This is a genomic window from Mycolicibacterium sp. 624 (assembly GCF_040548615.1).
Lineage (GTDB): Bacteria > Actinomycetota > Actinomycetes > Mycobacteriales > Mycobacteriaceae > Mycobacterium.
This window is the reverse complement of sequence record NZ_JBEPRZ010000003.1, coordinates 380,485-399,447: the sequence shown is the minus strand read 5'-3', so window position 1 is coordinate 399,447 and position 18,963 is coordinate 380,485. Positions and strand designations below refer to the sequence as shown.

Sequence of the window (18,963 nt, the reverse complement as noted above, 5' to 3'; positions counted from 1 at the left end):
AAGGAGGCCCAGCATGGCCGGTGACCACAGCAGTTACAGTTTCCGGCCGACGAACGACTTCGTCGGCGTGTTCGAGCAGCAGGGCCGTGTCCGCCTCGACGCGAACCTCAACGAGCTCGTCGACCTGCTTGATCGCCGACTGCGCGCCACCGCGCTCGACACCCTCGGTCGTGCCGTCGTCCCCGCCGAGACCCCCGACGCGTTCCTGCTCGAAATCGCAGGCGGTGTGCTGTCTTTCGGGCCCGGCCGCGCGTACGTCGACGGCATCCAGGTCGACAATCACGGTATCGGCACACCGGTCCCGACGCTGCACTTCGACCCGCACCTCGAGGAGATGAGGGGCACCGACCCCCTTCCTTACAGCCCGCAGCCCTACCTGCCCGTACCGCCGGCGCTTCCCACCTCCGGCACCCACCTGGTGTACCTCGACGTATGGCACCGCGAGCGCACGTGGGCCGAGGACCCGACACTGCTCGACCCCGCCCTGTACGGCATCGACACCGCGGTCCGGCGGCAGGTCGTCTGGCAGGTGAAGGTGCACGAAGCCGATACGCCCGGCCTGCAGTGCGACACCCCCGACGGGCAGATCCCTGGCTGGGCCGACATCATCCGCCCGAGCGCGTCGCGGCTCACCACCGCAGCGGTCGGGGTTCCGGCGGCGTTGGACCCGTGCGATGTACCTCCGATAGGCGGCTTTCGCGGTCGCAGCAACCGCCTGTACAGCGTGGAGATTCACGACCCGGGACCGGTTGGCGTGGCGACCTTCAAGTGGAGTCGCGACAACGCCTCGCTGGCGTCGCCGGTGACGGCGATTGCCGGCGCCGACGTCAGCGTCGTGCGTCCGGGGCGTGATGCGGTGCTGCGGTTCACCATTGGCGATGTCGTCGAGGTCACCGACGACGTTCACGAACTCGACGGTCTGTCGGGTGAGATGGCAGTCGTCGCCAGCGTCGATGACACGCGCGGGGTGGTCACATTGGCGGCACCGCTGGGCGGGGTGTTCGACGTTTCCCGCGGCGCTCGCATTCGGCGATGGGACCAATCCGGCGCGTTGGTCACGGCCGATCACGTCATGCAGGTCACCGCGGGGCCGATAGTGCTCGAGGACGGCGTTCAGATCGAGTTCACCCTCGACCCGGATATCGCCGGCGGCGCGTTCCGCTCGAACGAGCGCTGGGCGTTTCGAGCGCGCGTCGCCGACGCATCGGTCGAGGTGCTCGATCACGTGCCGCCGCGCACACCCCACCACCACATCGCTCGTCTCGGGTTCGTCGACTTCACGAACGATGCCGTGCTGAGCGACTGCCGGGTGCCGTGGCCAGGTTCGGGCGACTGCGACTGCGACGACTGTGCCTGCGATGTCTGCGTCACGGCCATCAGCCACAACAGCGGCGCGCTGACCATCCAGGCCGCCGTCGACAAGGTGCGGGACCGGGGTGGTGTGGTCTGTCTGCAACCCGGTGTCTACGTGCTGCGCGAGACCGTCGACATGTCGCGGACCAACGCGGTGCGGGTACGTGGCAAGGGGTGGACGACCATCGTGCTCACACCGGGGCCCATGCCGGCGTTCTTCGTCGATCGTGCCAGGGAGGTCACGATCGAGGAGTTGACCGTGCTTGGCAACGACGGTCGGTTCATAGACCGGCAGGAACCCGGCAGGCCGGCGGAACCCGGAAGGCCAGCGGAACCTGGAAGGCCGGCGGAGCCCGCAAGGGCAGCCGGGCCCGTGGCTGCCGGGCCCGTGGCTGCCGCGCCTGTCGTCACCGGCGGGCTGCTCGCTGGGCTAGGCGGCAACGTTGCGATCGCGGTGCGCAACACAATTGGCTTCGCTGTGCAGCGCTGCTCTCTGATTGTGCATCCAACTCGCGCGCGGCTGCCCGCACTGGCGTTGCTCGGCATCATCGCGGGGCTGCGCGTGCGCGACTGTCAGATCCTGGGCGCCACGGCAATCGGCAATGCCCCCCTCGACGCCCTTGCACCACGCGCCGAACGCGCATTCGTCGCCGACGAGCGCACACCGGGACGTCTGTTACTCGCTCACTCCAGGATTGAGGACAACGTGCTCGTCGGTGTGCGTGCGGGTGTCTCCTTCGTCGGCACGGCAATCCACGTCGGGGACAACGTCGTTGCCGACAATATCGTCGCGGCGGTGATCGCCGGGATCACGCACTTGGGTACCTCAGCTGTGGGCGCGACGGTGGTCAGGTCGAACGTCGTCGCCGCCGGTTTCTACGGCATCGTCGACGGTCTGGACCCCGTCCGGATCACCGACAACGAGATCTTCGGCCTGAACACCCAGCTCGATCGGCTCGGGATTCCCGACCCGCGAGTTCCCGCCGAGCCTACCGATCCGCTCCGCCCGAACCCGTGCGCACCGGCGAGCGTCGTGTACAAGGCAGGGCCTTTCGGAATCGTGACCGACGTCGGCAGTATGCGCGGTGATGTCGGCTTGCCGGCAGCGATCTTCGTGACTGACGGCCTCGGCCACAGCGGACGTGTCAGGTCGGTGCGCGTCGCGGGCAACGAAGTCGTCGAATTCCTCGGTTACGGCATCATGGTGCAGGCCGCCGTCGTGACCGCGATGATTCACGGCAACCGCATCGCCCGAGTACCGCTCGACGGCATCGTCGTCACGGCCGTGCGCGGTGGCGCGGTGTCGGTGAACGACAACGTTATTCGCGGTGTCGGCTTCGAGGTCCGCGAGCAGCGGCATGCCCCAGCCGCGGAAGGGAAAGTGCTCGCCGCCATCTCCATCGGTCCGGTGCAGGAGGCCGATGTCCGCGCCAACCAGGTACTTGGGGTGCGGTCGATGTTCGCACAGACTGTGGCAGGCGTGTGGATCGAAGGTGCCCGCAACTCCCAGGTCGCCCTCAACACGGTCAACGACGTCAGTGCTCCCGACGGATTGTCGTTCGGTATCGCGGTACGAGCACCGTTCGACCGGACCGATGTCAGCGAGAATCGAGTTCACCAGCAGTCCCCGCGGGGCCGCTACACCGGCGTGTCGATCGGGGGTCTGTCGACATTGCGGCACACAGAACGCGCAGAGGAGTACCACCCGGTGGGACTCAAGTTCGGGAGACTGGTCATCGTCACCGACGGCGGCACCTGGTGGTACGGCGACGACAGGATCGTGCACCTGCAGTTGGGTCGCGAACTCGGGGCGGTGCACGGAAACACCGTCGACGGCGCCGGAATCCGCCCCATGGTGCAGGTCATCGTGGACGGGAATGCGCTGGTAAACGACAATCGAATCGTGTTCGTCCCCAACGAACACGTCGCCGCGGTACGCATTCGCGCCGACTCCGCCGTCGTGTCTGCGAACTACATCGAGACTCGACCGGAGGCGTCTGCGGTTGCGATCGACGCCGCCCCGGCGAGGGTCGCGATCTCGACGAATGTCACGAACGGCGAGCTTCGCATCAACGGCTTACCGCTAGCGTCGCCCTGGGACGCCATGAACGTCGCGACGCCTTGATCGCCATCACCGCACCGAGGAGGAAGCACCGTGTCGGCAAAACCGCCCAAGGTACCAGAGGACCCGCGCATCGGTCACCAGTCGCACGCCTTGTTGCGCCAGGCGCTGGAATCGACCCGTGGGCACGTCGCTGCGGCAGCCGATACCGCCAAAGCGGCAATGGCAGAGAGCAATCCGGAGGTCACGCGAGCCCGCCGAGCCGCGCGTGGGGACGGTCCGGAAGAACTGCAGGCCATAGTGGACGCGCAACGCGGTCACGTGAGGACGATCGCAACGACTGCCACCGCACACGGCAAGGCGATCGACGATCTGATCCTTGACCTGGCAGAGCTCTTCGACTCCTGACTCGCTGCGTGGCCACAATCTGTCAGGAAGCGACGGCTCCTCGACGCAGTGCGATCAATTCGTGCCCGGTTTCTTCTTCCGGCCGGTGCCCGATCTCCTCGAATCCCATCCGGGCATAGAAACGGCGGGCGCGCTGGTTGCGCTGGTAAACCTCCAGTGTCACCGTGCCGTGTAGTGCGCTGGCATGCTCGACAAGTGCCCGACCGACCCCACGCCGCTGCGCCTCGGGCGCGACGAACAAACCGCCGATCTCACTGCCCAGCATGCCGAGCAAGCCGACGATAGTGCCGTTGACGACAGACTCGACGACCCAGTTCTCGGCTTCCACCAGGTAGACGTCACGCATCTTTTGTTCGCGTTCACCCTCGCCCTCCCCGACGACGAACGGGTGAGCCTCCCGAGCGGCGCGCGCCCACACACTGACCACCGCGTCTTCATCAGCCGGTCGGTAGGGGCGCACGATCAGGTCACTGTCCACCTCGCCAACGGTAATCCAATCAACCAGCGGATTGCCCTTCCCAGGAGCCACGGGCGCGCGCACGATGGGAGACGGAAGCGCAGGAAGGGATTGGGCGATGAAGGCCAAGGTAGGCGACTGGTTGGTGATCAAGGGCACGACAGTGGAACGGCCGGATCAGCGCGGTGAGATCACCGAGGTGCGTTCGGCGGATGGCTCGCCACCATATGTGGTGCGATGGCACGCCACCGGCCATGTGGCGACAGTGGTACCCGGCCCGGACGCGGTCGTCGTCACGTCCGCGGAACAGGAAGAGGCGGACAAGCGGGCGCGGTCCCGGTCCGCATCGGTGGAGACGGCGGTCGCGCACCACATCAAGAGTGAGTAACCGCCGCGACTGATCGTGCCCGGTTTCTGGGCGTCGAGTTCACCTGGCGGATGCCGCCGATTTGGCATGGGGTGACGTAATCTCCGTCCGTGTACGTCGACGTGATGACCACGCCGCAGCGGTTGAGCCAGATCGGCGGCTTCGCCCAGCGCATTCAGGCTTCGGGGTTCTCCGGTCTCCTGCTCACCGAGACGGGCCGCACGGCGTATCTCAACGCGGCGGTGGCGTCGCAGTCCGCCCCCGGCCTCGAGCTCTCGACCGGTGTCGCCGTCGCCTTTCCTCGCAGCCCGTTCATCACGGCGGCGTCGGCCTGGGAGTTGCAGGAGGCAACCGGCGGCAGGTTCCGGCTCGGCCTCGGCACTCAGGTCCGCACGCATGTCGTCCGGCGCTACGGGATGCCCTTCGAACATCCGGGCCCGCGCCTGCGTGACTACGTGCTGGCGGTGAAGGCATGTTTCGCCGCCTTCCGGACCGGCAAACTCGACCATCACGGCGAGTTCTACGACCTCGACTTCATCACTCCCCAGTGGAGTCCCGGGCCGATCGACGCACCCGATCCCAAAGTCGATGTCGCAGCAGTGAATCCATGGATGCTGCGGATGGCAGGCGAGGTCGCCGACGGCGTGCACATTCATCCGATCGGCGAGCCCGGCTACATCGCCCGTCACGTGCTTCCCAACGTTGCCGCAGGTGCGGCCAAGGCCGGCCGCTCCCCCTCCGATATCGCCAAGATCGTTCCCGTCATGACGATCGTCGGCGACACCGACGAGGAGCGCGCCAACGAGCGCGAACTCGTGCGGGCCAGCATGAGCTTCTACGGAAGCACACCGAACTATGCGTTCATCTGGGACGAGGCCGGCTTCGAGGGCACGACGGCCCGTCTGCGGGAGAAGCAGAAGGCCGGTGACTTCGCAGGTATGGCATCGCAAATCACGGACGACCACATCGCCACCTTTGCCACCGAATCGACATGGGATGGCTTGGCAGACGCGTTGATCGCCAAGTACGACGGAATCGCCACTCGTATCGTGTTGTACAACGCGGGCAGCGAGACAGGGCGTCTCGAGAAGTACGGCGAGATCGCGCGCCTGATAGCGGCGCGGCACCCCGCGGCGGGTTGATCGACCGCGATCCCCGAGCGCAGGAGCCCCGATGATGCGATACACCCCGATGGCAACGTCGATGCACACCCCGCGTCTTCGTCTGGAGTTGCGTGACGAGTGCGATGCCGTCTGGAATCACGAACTGCTCGGTGAGCACGAGGGCGGGACGACCGAGTCAGTGCAGGATGTCCGTCTTCGACTGGCCGAGCAACGAAACAAGTTCCACGACAGCGGTATCGGACTGTTCACGATTCGCCGCAGGGCCAACGACGAACCCTTGGGGTACTGCGGGCTGATCGTCGGTCGATGCAGCCTCGATGAGCCGGAGATCGCCTGTGAACTGCTGAACCGGTTCCACGGCTGCGGTTACGCGACCGAGGCCGCGCACGCTGTGATGGACGCGGCATTCACGACAGGCCGCGGCCGAATCTGGTCAACCGTGGGGGCATGGAACCAGCCGTCACTACGGGTCCTGGAGAAACTTGGATTCCAACGACACCACGAGACCATCGACGATCGCGGCCGGCCGCTCATCTACCTGGTGCGGCAAGCCCCAGCACGCGAGTCGGGGTGATCCCTCTCATCTTCGACAGGCCGAGTTCTTCACGGTTCCCGGCGTTCTGCTTCCTTGACGAGTTTCCGCGACAACGTCCCCAGGACGAACCGCACAACAAGCCAGTACGCCACACCGATTGTCCGCGAACGAGTCTCATACCCGCCGCGCCACGTCACCAGGGTCCCGCCGGCGTCTTCGGTTAGCGTCACGTCGGCCTGATAGTTCCGGATTGGGCCGTCGGCCAGGATCGTGTAGCCGTGCCGGATTCCGGGCTCGTGGACGGTTGTCATCTCGCGGGTCTGCCGTCCCTTCGCTCCCACAGCACGAATAGCGCCGACTCCCCCGTCGCCCGCTGGTCCCAATGAGTCCCATGCCGAATAGCTGATCAGCGGTGAGGCCCAGTCCGACCAGTTGGCTCCGTCGGAAACGATGGAGAACAGGACCGCTGGGGACGCCGTGCTGTGGCGTCGGATGACACATTCGTATTCGTGAGGCATGTCGAGGACGATAACAGAATGGTGTTCTATTATCGTGGGATGTCAGGACCGAGTGCACCGCTTCCCTTCGCCCGTGCGCGCACCGAGGCGCAGCGGGACGAACGCCTGACCCAACTGGCCGCGGTCACCCGTGATCTCCTGCAGCGGTCCCGCGCTACGGCGCTGACGTTGGGCGATATCGCGGCGGCGTCCGGCCTGGCGAAGTCGGGCATCCTGCGATACGTCGGCTCTCGCGAGGCGTTGTTGCTACGGGTGATGTACGACGAGCACTTGCACTGGATCGACGCGCTGGACCGCGAGCTTCCGAACCGCACGGCGGCAGCGGCAGTGGCCTCCACGCTCGCGGCACGGCCGGTGCTATGTGATCTGATCGCCGTGTCGCCAGTGCTCCTCGGCCGGCTTGGCTCCGACGAACAACGCGTTCTCGCATCGCAGGCGACCGATGCCCAACAGCGACTCGGCGCGGCGCTGCAGCCATCGCTCCCCCTGTCCGATGACCAGCTCAGCGCGCTGACGGCCGCCATCCACGCGTTCACCGGGACCGCCTGGGCGTGGGCCACTCCCGAGTCCGCCAGCACCAATCCGATGGTCACCGACTTCGAATCGACCCTGGGCCGCCTCGTCGCCACGTTCATCGCCGGCCTGCGGGCCGAGGCTGGCTGACGCGCCTGCCTCTTGCCGCGCCCGGGCGGTTCTATTGCGGGTGATCCGCCAGGTAGTCGTGAACGGGAATCGGTGTCGTCGCGGCATACCCGACCGGCAGCAAGACGTCACCGGCCGTCGTGCGGTAGTAGATGTCCCACCGGTGGTAGCCGGCGAACGCAGCGGGGTCGGCCGCGAGCACGGCGGCGTAGTCGTTGACCCCCTGCACATACCTGTCCGAGTTGTTGTAGCGGAAGATCGCGCCGTCGCGGTCAGCGGCGAATCCGTTGGCAGCAAGGTGGCGTCCTGCGGCCATGATGCTGTCGCGCAGCGAGTGAATATCGCCACCGTCGCCGTACTCGGCGAACGTCGAGGGTAGGAACTGCATGGGGCCCTGGGCGCCGGCCGAGCTCGTGCCCGCAATTCGGCCGAGCCCGGTTTCGATGAGATGGATCGCGGCCAGGTAGTTCCAGCCGACGCCCGTAGCCGCCTCTGCTTGCCGGTAATACCCGAGCAACTCATCGGCCGGTGCCGGCGGGTTGATGCGCCAGGCGGGCAGGGTGTCCTTGATGTCACTCGCGCCCAACACGGTCAACTGTCGGCGTGCGTCGATGTTGCGGTCGTAGACGTCGAGAAGTGATGCCGGGATCCGTGCGCGGGCAACGGTGTCCCACTCCGGATGCCTGCCGAGGACGCGGTATGCCGCCTGCTGGCCGCGCGCCGCTTCCGCCAGCACTGCCTCCGATGAGGACGGGTCGCGAAGCACCCGCTCGTCTGCGACCAGGTCATCGGCGAGCTGCTCCGGGCTGGATGCCAGCCGTGGCTGCGCGGGCGGGCGTGGAAGCGCTGCCGGGGATGGGGCGGTGGACGGCGCCTGGGTCGACGTCGGTGCTGTCGATGTCGTCGGTGTGGTCGGTGGCGTCGGCGACTCTGCGCAGGCCACGAGGGCGAGCACGGTCGTGACGATCAGCGTCGTGCAGCGACGCATCGCACGGCGTCGACAGGCGGAATCGGTTCCGGCGCGCAAGGCCACCTATCAAGTAGAGCACGCGAACTATGCCCGGCTACTGACAGGCGTCGCCGTGCTCATCAGACACTGTGTGTCACAGTGCTTTTCCCCAAACGCCTCAGACGCACACCTCAAGCTGATGTAGATCCACCCGCAGCGCTACGTGCTCATCGAGTATCCGGCGCAGCGCGGCGTCCATTGGGCGCGCCGATGTGAGATCACGGCCGAACCGGCCGTCCACTGCCACTATCGCGCCCTCACACACGTCGGCGGTGTCGACCTGATCGACGAACGCATCGAAGAACGTTGGTGGCGTGGCCAGGTAATACAGCGCACGGTGTGACTCGTTCAATCCGGCGGCGTATATGAGTCCGTGTTGGGTGATGACGAAGGCTTCCGAGGTGATCCTGGCTTTCGGGTTCTCTGCTTTGCCCCACGTCACTGCTGCGCGCCGGCTCTCTGTCAGATGATCCGGGATTTCGTCAGTCAGCGTGAACAACCTTTCAACGAGGACTCCACCCATCTGCGGATAGGCGTCGATGGCGGATCTGAAGTACCGCTGGAGGATCTCGCCGAAGAAGTCGTACAGTTGCTCGCTCATCGCGGCTCCCCTGGTTTCGGACGAACACCACAATTGTGCTCCCGAAACGCCAGCTGAGCACGAATTTGCGCCCCGTTGTCTTCATCGGAGCGAGCAGCTCAACACCCCTGGTCAATCGTGCGAGGAAGAACATTGCCCTTGACTTATATAACTGATTGCTTATTCTTGTACCGTGCACGCGTTTGACGTCCTCGGCGATCCCGTCCGAAGGCGCATCCTCGAACTACTGGCTCGCGACGAGATGCCAGCTGGCGACGTGGTTCGTGCGATTGGGACAGAGTTCGGGATCACGCAACCCGCGGTCTCCCAGCACCTAAAGGTGCTGCGGGAAGCCGGGTTCGCGAGCATTCGAGCCGAAGGAACCCGCCGTGTGTACGCGCTGGATCCCGCACCACTACGCGGCGTCGATGAGTGGCTGGATCCGTTCCGGCGGTTTTGGGCGCCGCGACTGGATGCACTCGCGACCGAGATCGCCCGCGGCAAGAAATCACAACGAGATCGCAACGGGCGGCCGGCACCGACCAACGACTAGGAGCGACCATGGCTGAATCAACCGACAAGATCATCGCCGCGCAGCCCGGAGCGGTGCGCCGAGACCTCACCGTCAACCGCGGTGATACGACGCAGCACACGGTGCAGACCATCAGCCAGTCCTATGCGACCACGACCGACGACCTTTGGGAGGCCTGCACGCAGGCCGACCGGCTCGCGCGCTGGTTCGCGCCGGTCAGTGGCGACCTCCGGCTGGGAGGCCGCTACCAAGTCGAGGGCAACGCCTCTGGAGAGGTGACCGCCTGCGACCCACCACAATCCTTCACCGTGACCTGGGAGTTCGGTGGTGACTCGAGTCAAGTGTCTGTGCACCTCGCACCGGAGGGAGACCAGACGCGCCTTACCATCGAGCACTCTCACACGGGCGCCGCCGACTCTGACTTCTGGGCCCAGTTCGGACCGGGCGCGACGGGGGTGGGATGGGACCTCGCTCTGCTGGGCCTGTCGCTGCATCTGGTCGCGGGACAGGACCGTCCTGGCGATCCCGACGCCTTCGCGCAGACCGCACCCGCCCAGCAATTCATCCGCGCGGTCAGCGAGCGCTGGGGACAGGCCTCCATGCACGCCGGAACACCGGAGGAAGACGCCACCGCGGCCGCGAACCGCACCACCGCCTTCTACCTCGGCGAGGAAGTGGGAGGGCACTGAGGGTGGCCGATACGATGTTGGTCCAGACCATGGCCGAGCTGGCGACACTTGAGGATCCGAAGGCACGTGCGGTGAACGAGAGGCACGGTGACGATCACGGTGTGAACCTCAGCAAGCTGCGTGCACTCGCGAAGCGGCTGAAGACCCAGCAGGAACTCGCGGGCCAACTCTGGGAGACCGGTGACACCGCGGCCCGTCTGCTGGCGATCCTGATCTGCCGTCCGAAGGGCTTCGACCGTGACGAGCTGGATGTCATGCTGCGCCAAGCGCGCACCCCCAAAGTGCATGACTGGCTGGTGAATTACGTGGTGAAGAGCAATCCGCATTGCGAAGAGTTGCGGGTGATCTGGCTTGCCGATCCGGATCCGGTAGTCGCGAGTGCTGGCTGGGCACTGACCGCCGAGCGCGTGAAGAAACGTTCCGAGGGCCTTGATCTCGCGGGGCTGCTGGACGTCATCGAGGCGCAGATGAAGAACGCCCCGGACCGGCTGCAGTGGGCGATGAACGAGTGCCTGGGTCACATCGGCATCGAACACACCCACTACCGCGCCCGCGCGATCGATATCGGTGAGCGCCTGGAGGTGCTCAGGGACTATCCGACGCCGCCTGGCTGCACGTCTCCCTATGCGCCCACCTGGATCACCACGATGGTTAGCCGGCAGGGACGATAGGCGACAACGGATGGGGCTGGCGTGACGACACCTTTCGAAGTGCACGAGTCCGGTGCGCTCCTGCACGGCACCAAGGCAGATCTCTCTGTAGGTGATCTGCTGGTGGCCGGACACCGGTCGAACTACGAAGAAGGACGAATCTCGAATCACGTCTATATGACGCAGACCTTGGACGCCGCAGTGTGGGGAGCGGAGATGGCCGTGGGCGAGAGCCGCTGCCGCATCTACATCGTGGAGCCAGAGGGCGCGGTGGAGGACGACCCGAACGTGACGGACAAGAAATTTCCGGGAAATCCGACCCGTTCCTACCGCACGTCGGATCCGGTGCGAATAGTCGGCGAGATCACGGACTGGGTGGGGCACTCGCCCGAGCAGCTTCAAGCCATGCAGGACAGCCTGGCGGACCTGAAGCGGCGGGGACTTGCCGTCATCTACGACTAGATCGAGCCCGCCGGTAGATTCGGGGTATGGAGAACGCCGGACGCAGTCGGACAGCGCTCGCTACCGCGTATGCCCGTGCCTATCACCAGTGCGCCGACCGGCCGTCGATCTTCGCCGATCCCCTGGCGATGCGCATGCTCGGCGTGACTGCGGGTGAGCTGATCGACTTGAGCACGCGCACAACCGATCACCCCGTCGCTGCGGCCATTGATCGGCCCCGGCGGCTCTTCTTCGCGGCGCGCGCCCGCTTCGCCGAGGACGCCGTGGCCGCGGCCGTGGCCACCGGTGTGCGGCAGGTCGTGATCCTCGGCGCCGGACTGGACACCTTCGCCTACCGCAATCCGCACCCGGACCTGCGCGTCTTCGAGGTTGATCACCCTGCCACCCAGGCGTGGAAGCGCGAACGCCTGGCCACGGCCGGGATTGATCACCCAGAGACGCTGACACTCGTGCCGGTCGACTTCGAAACACAAGTGCTGGCAGCGGAATTGGAAGCCACCTCGTTCGCGCGCACGGAACCGGCGATATTCGTGTGGCTCGGCGTCGTCTTCTATCTGACTCCTAGCGCCGCCCACAGCACCCTGGAGTACATCGCCGGACAGGCCGGGCCCGTCGAGGTCGTCTTCGACTACCTGCAGCCAGCGGACACCGACGAGGATCGCGCGCACCTGCGGGCTCGGGCTGAGCGACTCGCCGGCGCCGGTGAGCCCCTCGTCAGCTACTTCACACCTGACGACATCTCCGGACAGTTACGCGCACTCGGCTTCACCGCCGTCGAGGACCACACCGCGCGAGACATCATCGGCAGGTACCTGGATGAATCCCCGGGTTTCGATGAGGACCCGCCCCGGGCACTTCGTGCGAGCCGCATCGTGCGCGCGAGCCGCTGAGCCCATGACACAACCGGGATATGAGGCGCTCGCCGAGCGCTACGCCGCGATGTTCCCCGGCCCCTACCAGTCGCCAATCGAACAACACGCCGTTGCCGCCTTCGTGGAGAAGATCCACACCGCGGGTGTCGTTGTCGACGTGGGTTGCGGCATCGGACACGTCACCGCCGACCTCGCTCGTCGCGGACTCGATGTCATCGGATGTGACCCCAGTCCGGCGATGCTCGCCATCGCCCGCACCACCTACCCGCACCTGGCCTTCATCGACACCGACGCAACTCTGACAGATGTAACCGACACCATATCGGCGGTCCTCGCCCGGTTCAGTCTGATACACGTCCCGCCTGATGAACTCGAAACCATCCTTGGGCTGTGGGCTGATCGACTTCGTTCCGGAACACCGGTGCTGATCGCGTCTCAGTCATCCGACATGCCTGGCCCCGCAACACCGTTCGACCACGCGGTAGCCCCGGCTTGGCGCTGGCACCCCGACGAGCTGAGCCGCGTCCTCGCTGACGGCGGCTTCGCCGAGGACTGGCGGATCGTCAACCGTCCCGACACCGTCCACCGCTTTCCCGGAGTCCATCTGCTCGCACACCGCCGCTAATAGCGGGGCCACCGTCCAGCCGCCTACGTCGCGATCCTGTGCAGCATTGCCAACGCCGCGGTCATCGCAGGTCCTTGTGCATCGGTGATTGAAACTCTGCGATATATTGGGTCCAGGCGAGCGTCCTGAACGTCTGAGCTGCACCGCCGACGCCGTCCCGCCAAGTCGCACTCTGCGCGGCGCGCGAATCGAATCTCCCCCATCCCGGTAGTTCCCTGACGCCGATGGTCGTCGCTCTCTCGCGATCGATCGCTGCACCGTCGCCTCGTGCCATTCATCACGACCCACGCAGTCAAACAGCGCCCATGGTGCACAACAGAGTGGAGTGAAAATTGATGAGTACCAACCGAACAACCGCTGGAACCGAGCGAGCAGTCATCGAGAGCATGCTCGACGGCAACCGCGAAGCTCTCATCGAGACCGTGCGCGGTTTGTCTGACGCCGACGCCCGCCGGCGACTCGTTGCGTCACTGACGACACCGATCTCCTTGATCAAGCACGCCGCGGCTGCGGAAAGGATCTGGTTTCAACGATTCTGGGCGGGACTCGACGAATCCGAATGCGATGGATACTCGCGCCGCGACGAGGGCACCTTCGTCGTCACGGCCGACGAGTCGCTGGCAGATGTTATCGCCGAGTTCGAGCGCGCCAGTCAACGATCGCGTGCGATCGCCTCCCGCTTCGACCTCGACGACATCAAGGTCAATCCACGCGAGGGGACGGTCAGCATGCGGTGGACCCTCCTCGCCATGATCCAGGAGTTCGCAAGGCATGCAGGTCACGGCGACATCCTCCGCGAACAGATCGACAGGCCCCCACGGCGAGAGCCGAACTCTTGAGAATGCGTAGCTGGTTGCGGGGATGAGCTTGGGACTGCGTCTCCCCCGCAGTGTCACAAAACGCGCCGTTGATCGGTCCTACCTGTAGACGGAGCCCAAACCGTCCAATTTTCGCAACGTCTTTGGTTAAGGCGCTCAGGAGGAGAAGAACATGAGCTTGGACACCACCTCACACATCGTCACGCCCGACGAGTTGGTTCCGTCGCGCTACGCACTGCGAGTCGGCGATATCGACGTCATGGTGATCAGCGACGGGGTGCTACCGATAACCACCGGCACGCTGGCCACCAACGCCGCTCCTGCCGACCTGTCAGCCTGGCTCACGGACATGTACCTGCCTCAGGAGGTGCTCGACTGGCCGTTGAATGTGGCCGTAGTGCGCAGCGGTGGCAAGACCATCCTCATCGATTCCGGACTGGGCACAGAGTTCCCGGACTTCCCGCGGGCCGGGCAGCTGGCGATGCGCCTCGTCGCCGCCGGGATCGATCCGTCGTCGGTGACCGACGTGGTGCTCACGCACCTGCACATGGACCATATCGGTGGGCTGCTGGTCGACGGGCTCAGGAATCAGCTCCGTCCAGACCTGCGGGTGCACCTGGCGGCGGCCGAGGCCGAGTTCTGGGAAGCGCCCGACTTCTCCCGCACGGTCATGCCCGGTCCGATTCCGGACGTGCTTCGACGGACTGCCGCGCAGTTCCTCGACGTGTATCGCAGCCAGCTGCGGCCGTTCGAGACCGAGCACGAGGTGGCACCCGGCGTGCTGCTTCGCCGCACCGGCGGTCACACCCCGGGTCACAGCATCGTTCGCATCGAGTCCGGCGGCGAGGCACTGACGTTCGCCGGTGACGCCGTGTTCCAGGTCGGATTCGACAACCCCGAGTGGCAAAACGGATTCGAACACGACCCCGAGGAGTCCACCCGAGTCCGGATCCGCTTGCTGCAGGAGCTCGCGGCCAGCGGCGAGGCGCTGGTGGCCACTCACCTGCCGTTCCCGTCGGTGTGCCACGTGGCGGTCGCCGGCGACGCCTTCCGCTTCATACCGGCCAACTGGGACTACTGACCGCCTGGTGGAAGGGCCGGCCCAGGCATCGGCCCTTCCACCGCGGCCCTCCCCCGGTCGGCCCTGAAATCAACCCGATCAACGAGCCGTCCCGCGGCAAGGACCGCGTACCGCGGCTGTAGCGTGGCAACCGTGAACTCCTCTCGCGTGTCCTCCTCCGTCGCGATCGCGGCCTGCGCCGCGTCGCTCGTCATGGCGCTCGCCGCGTGCGGCTCCGATACCGATACCTCATCGGCCAGCTCGTCGCCCGTCTCCGACGTGTTCACGCCGCCCAGCATCACGGAGACGGCAACCGAGGCCAGCACCTGCCCAACGGCTGCGCCTGCGGACGGTGCCGCCCCCGAGTGGACGCTCCCGGGAGCCACTGGCAGCGTTGCGGTCAGCGGATCCACGGATACGGCAGCGCCGAACGTCAAGGTCACTGCACCCTTCAGCGTGACCGAGACCCAGGTGCACACGCTGCAGGCCGGTGACGGTCCAGTCGTCGCCGACAATGCCACGGTTTCGGTCTGCTACATGGGCGTGAACGGCCGTGACGGATCTGTGTTCGACAGCAGCTACCAGCGCGGCGAGCCGGTTGAGTTTCCGCTGAACGGAGTCGTGCCGGGCTTCCAGAAGGCCATCGCAGGACAGACGGTCGGATCCACAGTCGGTGTCGCGGTGGTCTCTGCCGACGGCTACCCCTCCGGTCAGCCCGCCGCCGGCATCCAGCCGGGTGACACGCTCATCTTCGCGATCAAGATCCTCGACGCAACCAGTTGAGTTCGGCGGATCGACGCCCGACACGTCAGGCGTCGATCCGCACCTGGTAGCTCTGCGGCCATTCCTTGCCGCTGATCAGGAACTCCTGGCCGCTGATGTGGGCGATGCCGCTGACTACCTGGCGAGCCGTGCGTTCACTCGGGTTCCACAGGCCGGACGTGTCCAGCACCAGGTCAACCACGCCGGTCGCGGGATCGACGCGAACGAACTGGTCGTTGGGCCACGCTGCAGCCCAGACGCGGCCGTCCACACAGTCGAGCTCGTTGAGCCCGCTGACAGGCTGGCCGTCGCGCGTCACGGTGATCCCGCCGGTCACGGCGAAGGTGTTGACATCGTGAAACGACAACCGGCCGGTGCCATCGCTGCTGATGAGCCGATCACCGTCGAAGCACAGCCCCCACCCGCCGACGTCGATGGGGACTTCGCGAATCGGAGTGAATGTGGTCTTGTCCCATTCGATCGCCACATTGTTCTGATAGGTCAACTGCCAAATGCGGTCACCGACAACGGCAATGCCCTCGCCGAAGTACGTCGGGGGTAGGCCGACGGAGCGAAGCACCCGGCCAGTCGCCGGATCCACCTCGCGCAGTTGAGATTTCGTCTCCTCCCCCGTGGACTCATACAGGTCGCCTCCGTCGAACTCGAGCCCCTCGCTGTATGCGGCCGGGTCGTGTGGGATGACGCCGACGACTACCGGCGTGATGACTGGAACCGGCGTGACCTCCGCATCCGGCGGCACCAACAACACCGCCGCCCCCACGATCGCCGCCCCTGCGAACACCGCCGCTGTCGATCCCACCAACACTCTGCGAGGCCACATCACTTCGTTGTACATGGTCGTAGTCGTGTCCTCGCCGAGGCGCTCGGTCTTGACTGTCCGTCTCAGACCTTCTTTGGCCGAACGGTCATGGCGTGATCCTGTCGAGGACGCCAATCAGCCCGAGGCGGATCGAATCGCTGTCGCCGGTATCCAATCCGTGGGTGACCTCATGCCACGGGCCCATCTGGTGCCAGGACAGCGCACGATCACGCTGGTCGGCGGTCACCCCGTATGTCGACGCCAGTGCCTCGGCGAACGCCGCCGGGGTGCCGTGCAGTGCCCAGGCGAGGTCAAGCGCCGCATCGTCGCATCCGAGGTCCCCGAAGTCGATAACGCCGGTGGGGCCATCTCCCGTCGTGAGCACGTGTTCTGGCCCGAGGTCTCCGTGCACGATCGTGTCGGCGGGGTAGCTCAGGACACTGTCGAGCAACGCCAGTGCCGACGCGGCGCGTGCCTTCGGCAACAACGGCACGACGTCAGCCCGAAAGCGCTTCAACGTGTCGCCACGCTCTGCGATGGTGTCTGCGGCGGCGGGGAGGCCGCGCTCGATCGCCTCTGTCACCGGACACCCGTGTAGTGCGCGCAGGAACATTCCAAGCGCCCGGCCCGCCGTCGCGTCTAGAACGGTCAATGGCACGCCGGGAACGAGTTCGTGGCGCAGGACCAGCAGCGCGTTGCTGACTACCTTGGGTTCGGGCACTCGAAGCGGCAAGCGTGGCGCCAGCCACGGCATCAAAGCTGCCTCCCGGCGGAGCTGATTGGCGACCTCGGGCCGCCTGGGCGTGCGCTCGATCCAGCAACCGTCAACCAACCTCGCTCGGCAGTCCCACCCTCCGTCGAAATCCACGGCTCAGAATCCTAGGGTCCGCAGGCGGCGCGGCGCAGTCGACTTTTACGGCGCACGGCTCAGCTTCGGTGGCCGCGGTGCTCGCCGATGTAGCGTTCGGTATGGCTGAAAGTACGGTCGACACCCGGGCGCAGCGTCGACGGATGCGCACGGCCGGTCCGATCATGGACGCCGCGGAACGGCTCTTCGCCGTCAAGGGGCTGGTGAGGACCACCGTCGACGAGATCGCCGCGGAGGCCGATGTTTCGGTCGGGACCGTCTACTTTCACTTCGAGTCAAAGGACGGGTTGTATCTCGCGCTCGTCGAGCGGGCACTCGATGTCAACGAGGAGTACATGGCCCGGATCGATCGGGACCGTGGACCGTTCGATCGTGTGCTGCAATCCGGCGACTGCTACCTTCGCTTCTTCCTCGACCATCCCGACAAGTTCAGGCTCGTGGTCCTGCGCGTGCTGGAGCCCTCGAGCGGCGAGACGCTCAAGGACGCCGAGCATCGGATCGCACCTCGAGTCAAGGCAATCGTCGGCCGCATCGAGGCTGACCTCGCCGAGGCACGTGCGGCCGGGCTGATCCGCGACGTCGACGTGCCCGCCACCATGCGGTTTCTCTGGGGAGCCTGGAACGGCGTGATCGCGCTGGCGCTGCGTCAGGACGATCTGGTGATCAGCTCGGCAGAACTCGAGCACTGCCTCGAGGTGGGGCGCGGCCTTCTGCGGGATGCACTGCAGGCGTGAGATCCGTTTCGGCGCATGCGGATCGAAGTCACGCGCCGGCCATATGACGCCGATACCAGCGCCTGCCATGGAGGCGTTGATAGTGCCAGGTGGCACTCGCCAGGGCGCCGCGCGAATGCAGCCAGTAGCGTTCGGGAGGCTCGAGTGAGGGAGGGCGACGGCCGATCTCGACGTCGCCGAGGACGATGCCCTCGCCCTCATCTGGTCGACGCTCGGCGAGAATCGTGCCGTGTGCGTCGGTGATCAGAGTCGAACCCTCGAAATGGCCGCGGTACTGCACGGGCAGCCACGGCATCGCGCACGTCAAGCCTCCGGCGTGCGCGGCGTGAAGGACCGGTGCCCCCACGTATTTCGCGAATGAGGCCGCCGCGGTTCGGGCCGTTGCGGCGTTGCCGCGTTCCCACCGATCGAACACCGCGTGGGGATGCCATTGCGGAACCGACCACCACCCCGAGCCGGTCATCACCAGATCGACGCGGGACCGCAGACGCCGAACGGTGGCGGTGCGCATCAACTCCCAGCACACGGCGGCCCCGACCTGGTAGTCGCCACTGCGAAACACCCCGTCGTCCTGCCCACCGATGTAGAAGGCGTTCTCCCACATGGTCGGCAAGTCCTTGTCGTGGCGCCCGAGCACGCCGTCGGGGCCGGCCGCGATGTAGGCGTTGCGCACCTGGCCATCAGGGTCGCGGCACAGAAATGAGCCGCCCACCAGTGCCTGATGTCGACGGGCGAGCGTCGTGAGCAACGCGGTGGCCGCACCATCCGGCGGCAGCGCGGCGTCCTTCAACACGTCGTCGAAGCCGATGCCGGTCGAGAAGAACTCGGGTAGCGCGATGATCCGCGCACCCGCACGGCCTGCCTCATCGGCGAGCCGTTCACACGCCGCAAGATTGCCGGGAACATCGCCGAGAACCGCCTCGAGTTGGATCGCCGCTGCGAGCGTCATTTTGGAAGGTTAACTGAACGCAACTACAAAAACTGAGGGTTTGTGCAACACTCGGGTATGGTCGGCG

The 18,963-nt window shown here is 66.0% G+C and carries 23 protein-coding genes; 16 read left to right on the top strand and 7 right to left on the bottom strand.

Annotation, left to right across the window (positions count from 1 at the left end; all coding sequences use genetic code 11):
• Nucleotides 1-13 precede the first annotated feature (13 nt).
• Together ABIA65_RS14820 and ABIA65_RS14815 are read left to right on the top strand one after the other, a co-directional pair.
• Nucleotides 14-3,478, top strand: a complete 3,465-nt coding sequence (locus tag ABIA65_RS14820) for a DUF6519 domain-containing protein (protein WP_354524009.1) — start codon at nt 14-16, stop codon at nt 3,476-3,478.
• A gap of 30 nt (nt 3,479-3,508) precedes the next feature.
• A complete protein-coding gene (locus ABIA65_RS14815; RefSeq protein WP_354524008.1) occupies nt 3,509-3,823 on the top strand; it encodes a hypothetical protein in 315 nt (104 codons plus the stop codon).
• A gap of 22 nt (nt 3,824-3,845) precedes the next feature.
• Here the strand turns inward: ABIA65_RS14815 and ABIA65_RS14810 are convergent, their stop codons facing one another.
• Entirely contained in the window at nt 3,846-4,301 is a 456-nt protein-coding gene (locus tag ABIA65_RS14810; RefSeq protein ID WP_354524007.1) for a GNAT family N-acetyltransferase, read from the bottom strand.
• A gap of 97 nt (nt 4,302-4,398) precedes the next feature.
• Between ABIA65_RS14810 and ABIA65_RS14805 the strand changes: the two genes are divergently transcribed.
• The 3 genes from ABIA65_RS14805 (at nt 4,399) to ABIA65_RS14795 (ending at nt 6,345) form a co-directional block, all read left to right on the top strand.
• Nucleotides 4,399-4,668: a DUF1918 domain-containing protein gene (locus ABIA65_RS14805; RefSeq protein ID WP_354524006.1), complete on the top strand. Its 270-nt coding sequence runs from the start codon at nt 4,399-4,401 to the stop codon at nt 4,666-4,668.
• A gap of 89 nt (nt 4,669-4,757) precedes the next feature.
• Nucleotides 4,758-5,789 carry a TIGR03617 family F420-dependent LLM class oxidoreductase gene (locus ABIA65_RS14800; RefSeq protein ID WP_354524005.1) on the top strand — a complete coding sequence of 344 codons (1,032 nt, stop codon included), beginning with the start codon at nt 4,758-4,760 and terminating at the stop codon, nt 5,787-5,789.
• 31 nt (nt 5,790-5,820) lie between these two features.
• Nucleotides 5,821-6,345 carry a GNAT family N-acetyltransferase gene (locus ABIA65_RS14795; RefSeq protein ID WP_241405327.1) on the top strand — a complete coding sequence of 175 codons (525 nt, stop codon included), beginning with the start codon at nt 5,821-5,823 and terminating at the stop codon, nt 6,343-6,345.
• A gap of 29 nt (nt 6,346-6,374) precedes the next feature.
• Here the strand turns inward: ABIA65_RS14795 and ABIA65_RS14790 are convergent, their stop codons facing one another.
• Complete coding sequence (locus tag ABIA65_RS14790) at nt 6,375-6,824, bottom strand: SRPBCC family protein (protein ID WP_241405326.1); 450 nt, start codon at nt 6,822-6,824, stop codon at nt 6,375-6,377.
• A gap of 39 nt (nt 6,825-6,863) precedes the next feature.
• Between ABIA65_RS14790 and ABIA65_RS14785 the strand changes: the two genes are divergently transcribed.
• On the top strand, nt 6,864-7,487 hold the full coding sequence (locus ABIA65_RS14785; protein ID WP_354524004.1) for a TetR/AcrR family transcriptional regulator: 624 nt from the start codon (nt 6,864-6,866) through the stop codon (nt 7,485-7,487).
• Between the two features lie 31 nt (nt 7,488-7,518).
• On the opposite strand, the gene ABIA65_RS14780 is transcribed toward ABIA65_RS14785, so the two are convergent.
• Both ABIA65_RS14780 and ABIA65_RS14775 read right to left on the bottom strand, forming a co-directional pair.
• Nucleotides 7,519-8,454, bottom strand: a complete 936-nt coding sequence (locus ABIA65_RS14780; RefSeq protein ID WP_371747109.1) for a lytic transglycosylase domain-containing protein — start codon at nt 8,452-8,454, stop codon at nt 7,519-7,521.
• Between the two features lie 139 nt (nt 8,455-8,593).
• A complete protein-coding gene (locus ABIA65_RS14775; RefSeq protein WP_354524003.1) occupies nt 8,594-9,076 on the bottom strand; it encodes a glucose-6-phosphate dehydrogenase in 483 nt (160 codons plus the stop codon).
• A gap of 172 nt (nt 9,077-9,248) precedes the next feature.
• Here ABIA65_RS14775 and ABIA65_RS14770 point away from each other — a divergent pair, with 172 nt between their 5' ends.
• From ABIA65_RS14770 to ABIA65_RS14730, 9 genes are all read left to right on the top strand, one after another.
• Complete coding sequence (locus tag ABIA65_RS14770; protein ID WP_241405322.1) at nt 9,249-9,608, top strand: ArsR/SmtB family transcription factor; 360 nt, start codon at nt 9,249-9,251, stop codon at nt 9,606-9,608.
• 8 nt (nt 9,609-9,616) lie between these two features.
• Nucleotides 9,617-10,276, top strand: a complete 660-nt coding sequence (locus tag ABIA65_RS14765) for an SRPBCC family protein (protein WP_354524002.1) — start codon at nt 9,617-9,619, stop codon at nt 10,274-10,276.
• 29 nt (nt 10,277-10,305) lie between these two features.
• Nucleotides 10,306-10,947: a DNA alkylation repair protein gene (locus tag ABIA65_RS14760; RefSeq protein ID WP_371747059.1), complete on the top strand. Its 642-nt coding sequence runs from the start codon at nt 10,306-10,308 to the stop codon at nt 10,945-10,947.
• A gap of 21 nt (nt 10,948-10,968) precedes the next feature.
• Nucleotides 10,969-11,388, top strand: a complete 420-nt coding sequence (gene arr, locus ABIA65_RS14755) for an NAD(+)--rifampin ADP-ribosyltransferase (RefSeq protein ID WP_241405319.1) — start codon at nt 10,969-10,971, stop codon at nt 11,386-11,388.
• Nucleotides 11,389-11,414: 26 nt separating this feature from the next.
• Nucleotides 11,415-12,278, top strand: a complete 864-nt coding sequence (locus ABIA65_RS14750) for a class I SAM-dependent methyltransferase (protein WP_354524001.1) — start codon at nt 11,415-11,417, stop codon at nt 12,276-12,278.
• Nucleotides 12,279-12,282: 4 nt separating this feature from the next.
• The gene (locus ABIA65_RS14745; protein ID WP_241405317.1) at nt 12,283-12,885 is read left to right on the top strand and encodes a class I SAM-dependent methyltransferase; all 603 of its coding nucleotides are present in this window, start codon (nt 12,283-12,285) and stop codon (nt 12,883-12,885) included.
• Between the two features lie 335 nt (nt 12,886-13,220).
• A complete protein-coding gene (locus ABIA65_RS14740) occupies nt 13,221-13,724 on the top strand; it encodes a DinB family protein (protein ID WP_354524000.1) in 504 nt (167 codons plus the stop codon).
• 151 nt (nt 13,725-13,875) lie between these two features.
• Nucleotides 13,876-14,784 carry an MBL fold metallo-hydrolase gene (locus ABIA65_RS14735; protein WP_241405315.1) on the top strand — a complete coding sequence of 303 codons (909 nt, stop codon included), beginning with the start codon at nt 13,876-13,878 and terminating at the stop codon, nt 14,782-14,784.
• Between the two features lie 132 nt (nt 14,785-14,916).
• Nucleotides 14,917-15,546 (top strand): FKBP-type peptidyl-prolyl cis-trans isomerase, encoded by a 630-nt coding sequence (locus tag ABIA65_RS14730; RefSeq protein WP_241405314.1) that lies wholly within the window; start codon nt 14,917-14,919, stop codon nt 15,544-15,546.
• 25 nt (nt 15,547-15,571) lie between these two features.
• Here ABIA65_RS14730 and ABIA65_RS14725 read toward each other — a convergent pair whose 3' ends face one another.
• Both ABIA65_RS14725 and ABIA65_RS14715 read right to left on the bottom strand, forming a co-directional pair.
• Nucleotides 15,572-16,366 carry a glutaminyl-peptide cyclotransferase gene (locus tag ABIA65_RS14725; protein WP_241405313.1) on the bottom strand — a complete coding sequence of 265 codons (795 nt, stop codon included), beginning with the start codon at nt 16,364-16,366 and terminating at the stop codon, nt 15,572-15,574.
• 85 nt (nt 16,367-16,451) lie between these two features.
• On the bottom strand, nt 16,452-17,213 hold the full coding sequence (locus ABIA65_RS14715) for an aminoglycoside phosphotransferase family protein (RefSeq protein WP_354523998.1): 762 nt from the start codon (nt 17,211-17,213) through the stop codon (nt 16,452-16,454).
• A 101-nt stretch (nt 17,214-17,314) separates the two neighbouring features.
• Here ABIA65_RS14715 and ABIA65_RS14710 point away from each other — a divergent pair, with 101 nt between their 5' ends.
• Nucleotides 17,315-17,947, top strand: a complete 633-nt coding sequence (locus tag ABIA65_RS14710; RefSeq protein WP_241405311.1) for a TetR/AcrR family transcriptional regulator — start codon at nt 17,315-17,317, stop codon at nt 17,945-17,947.
• A 28-nt stretch (nt 17,948-17,975) separates the two neighbouring features.
• Here the strand turns inward: ABIA65_RS14710 and ABIA65_RS14705 are convergent, their stop codons facing one another.
• Nucleotides 17,976-18,896, bottom strand: a complete 921-nt coding sequence (locus tag ABIA65_RS14705) for a carbon-nitrogen hydrolase family protein (RefSeq protein ID WP_354523997.1) — start codon at nt 18,894-18,896, stop codon at nt 17,976-17,978.
• Nucleotides 18,897-18,963: the final 67 nt, after the last annotated feature.

What these genes read in the sequence shown, in the direction of transcription:
- ABIA65_RS14745 (WP_241405317.1), top strand. Translation starts at nt 12,283, where the DNA reads ATGACACAACCGGGATATGAGGCGCTCGCCGAGCGCTACGCCGCGATG.
- ABIA65_RS14785 (WP_354524004.1), top strand. Translation starts at nt 6,864, where the DNA reads ATGTCAGGACCGAGTGCACCGCTTCCCTTCGCCCGTGCGCGCACCGAG.
- ABIA65_RS14705 (WP_354523997.1), bottom strand. Translation starts at nt 18,896, where the DNA reads ATGACGCTCGCAGCGGCGATCCAACTCGAGGCGGTTCTCGGCGATGTT.
- ABIA65_RS14750 (WP_354524001.1), top strand. Translation starts at nt 11,415, where the DNA reads ATGGAGAACGCCGGACGCAGTCGGACAGCGCTCGCTACCGCGTATGCC.
- ABIA65_RS14805 (WP_354524006.1), top strand. Translation starts at nt 4,399, where the DNA reads ATGAAGGCCAAGGTAGGCGACTGGTTGGTGATCAAGGGCACGACAGTG.
- ABIA65_RS14710 (WP_241405311.1), top strand. Translation starts at nt 17,315, where the DNA reads ATGGCTGAAAGTACGGTCGACACCCGGGCGCAGCGTCGACGGATGCGC.
- ABIA65_RS14765 (WP_354524002.1), top strand. Translation starts at nt 9,617, where the DNA reads ATGGCTGAATCAACCGACAAGATCATCGCCGCGCAGCCCGGAGCGGTG.
- ABIA65_RS14775 (WP_354524003.1), bottom strand. Translation starts at nt 9,076, where the DNA reads ATGAGCGAGCAACTGTACGACTTCTTCGGCGAGATCCTCCAGCGGTAC.
- ABIA65_RS14780 (WP_371747109.1), bottom strand. Translation starts at nt 8,454, where the DNA reads ATGCGTCGCTGCACGACGCTGATCGTCACGACCGTGCTCGCCCTCGTG.
- ABIA65_RS14820 (WP_354524009.1), top strand. Translation starts at nt 14, where the DNA reads ATGGCCGGTGACCACAGCAGTTACAGTTTCCGGCCGACGAACGACTTC.
- ABIA65_RS14760 (WP_371747059.1), top strand. Translation starts at nt 10,306, where the DNA reads ATGGCCGAGCTGGCGACACTTGAGGATCCGAAGGCACGTGCGGTGAAC.
- ABIA65_RS14740 (WP_354524000.1), top strand. Translation starts at nt 13,221, where the DNA reads ATGAGTACCAACCGAACAACCGCTGGAACCGAGCGAGCAGTCATCGAG.
- ABIA65_RS14795 (WP_241405327.1), top strand. Translation starts at nt 5,821, where the DNA reads ATGATGCGATACACCCCGATGGCAACGTCGATGCACACCCCGCGTCTT.
- ABIA65_RS14735 (WP_241405315.1), top strand. Translation starts at nt 13,876, where the DNA reads ATGAGCTTGGACACCACCTCACACATCGTCACGCCCGACGAGTTGGTT.
- ABIA65_RS14790 (WP_241405326.1), bottom strand. Translation starts at nt 6,824, where the DNA reads ATGCCTCACGAATACGAATGTGTCATCCGACGCCACAGCACGGCGTCC.
- ABIA65_RS14725 (WP_241405313.1), bottom strand. Translation starts at nt 16,366, where the DNA reads ATGTGGCCTCGCAGAGTGTTGGTGGGATCGACAGCGGCGGTGTTCGCA.